Source organism: Streptomyces sp. NPDC001514 (genome assembly GCF_053597075.1).
Genome location: NZ_JBSFHO010000086.1, coordinates 1 through 1,672, shown reverse-complemented (window position 1 = coordinate 1,672; position 1,672 = coordinate 1). Strand labels below are relative to the sequence as shown.

Sequence of the window (1,672 nt, the reverse complement as noted above, 5' to 3'; positions counted from 1 at the left end):
CGTGCACACACCACGCAAGACGCAGCCAACGAAACGGCAAACGAAGAAGACAACGACCCCCAAACCCCGCCGCACAGGTTAAAGATCAAGCTAGGGCGTGTGTCGGAAGTGCTCTAGGTTGGCTGACGTGAGTGCGCGGGGGCGGAGTTACAGATATGTCGGACCGGTCGAGCTGAAGTCCGCGGTCCGGCCTGGTGGCGGTGGGTGCCGTATCAGCTCGGTGGCTGACTTCGGCAGCTGGGTCGCTGAGCGATCGGCGGCGGAGCTGGCCGAACCGTTCACCTTCGTGGTCGGCATGGACGGTGTGCTTCGACTGGCGCCGCGACGAAGCGAGCACGTGGCCTGTGCCGGCGGAGACATGGTTCTGAGTGCGGGCGAGATCAGCTTCATGTGTGAGGCAGACCGGTGGACCGTGAGCGAGGTCAACAACCAGTCCACCGGCTACTGCCCGGACATCAGCTCCTGGTCGGAGGTCGCCCGTGCTCTGGACGACGTAGGGCTTGAACGGCCCTCCGGCTTCACCCACGAGGTGGTGTTCCGGCGGTGTCCCGACTGCCAGGAGCACAACATCGTGCGCGAGGACGACTTCGTCTGCGTCTTCTGCGGCAGCGACCTGCCTGCGGCGTGGAACGTGGATTCCACCGTGTGACGGCCGCGTGTCACAGCCACTCGTTGATGGCAGCGACGAGGACGGTCGCTTCGTAGCGGACGGCGAGTTTGTCGTATCGCGTGGCGACAGCGCGGTGCCTCTTGAGGCGGTTGATCCCGCACTCGACCGCGTGACGCTCGCGGTAGTCGGCCGGGTCGAAATGCGGCGGCCGACCTCCGCGGGAGCCGAGCTTCTGGCGGTTGCGCGCCTGGTCGGCCTTGTCGGGGATGGTGCAGCGGATCCCGCGGCGGCGCAGGTAGGCACGGTTCTTGCGGGAGGCGTACGCCTTGTCCGCCCGCACGCGATGGGGGCGGACGCGTGGCCGGCCCGGCCCGATGCGGGGCACGCGGACCTTCTCCAGTACGGGTTCGAACTGCGGCGAGTCTCCGCGTTGTCCAGCGGTCACCACAATCGACATGGGCCTTTGGCCCTGCTCGACGGCCAGGTGAAGCTTGGTGGTGAACCCGCCGCGCGAGCGCCCCAGCCCATGATCACCGGGCTCGGTGAACACGCCGCCCGGCGGTTCCTTCTGCAGTTCACCCTGCTTGCGAGCCCCGGCCGCATGCTGATGGGCGCGGCACACCGTGGAGTCAACGCTCAGGTCCCACGTGATCGCACCCTTCGCGTCGGCCAGGGACTGGAGCCGGGTGAGGAGCCGGTGCCAGGTGCCGTCCCGCCGCCACCGGCGGAACAAGTCGTAGACCCGGCCCCACGGCCCGTACTCGACGGGCACGTCCCGCCACGGAACACCGGTCCGGACCCGGAACCGAATGCCATCGATCAGCCGCCGCCGAGGCCAGATGGGCGGCCGACCTGCCCTCGTGCCCTTCGGCAACAACGGCTCCAGCACCGCCCACTGCTCGTCCGTGAGATCTCCCCGCCCCATGAACCGAGATCATTTAGCGCTCAAGATCCACTTTCGATACACGGCCTAGGTGTATTGACCCGCAGCGTTGTTGACGCGGCTGATCGGAGGTTGCCCTCCGATTGCGGTGTGGCAGCGGTGGTGGTTGTAGGTGTGGA

2 protein-coding genes are annotated in these 1,672 nt (G+C 67.2%); one reads left to right on the top strand and one right to left on the bottom strand.

Annotated features, from left to right (window positions below; translation table 11 throughout):
- Positions 1-127: 127 nt before the first annotated feature.
- Positions 128-649, top strand: a complete 522-nt coding sequence (locus ACWCXB_RS36540; protein ID WP_450728808.1) for a hypothetical protein — start codon at positions 128-130, stop codon at positions 647-649.
- Between the two features lie 10 nt (positions 650-659).
- Here ACWCXB_RS36540 and ACWCXB_RS36535 read toward each other — a convergent pair whose 3' ends face one another.
- The gene (locus ACWCXB_RS36535; RefSeq protein WP_450728806.1) at positions 660-1,535 is read right to left on the bottom strand and encodes an IS5 family transposase; all 876 of its coding nucleotides are present in this window, start codon (positions 1,533-1,535) and stop codon (positions 660-662) included.
- Between the last annotated feature and the right edge of the window lie 137 nt (positions 1,536-1,672).

What these genes read in the sequence shown, in the direction of transcription:
- ACWCXB_RS36535 (WP_450728806.1), bottom strand. Translation starts at nt 1,535, where the DNA reads ATGGGGCGGGGAGATCTCACGGACGAGCAGTGGGCGGTGCTGGAGCCG.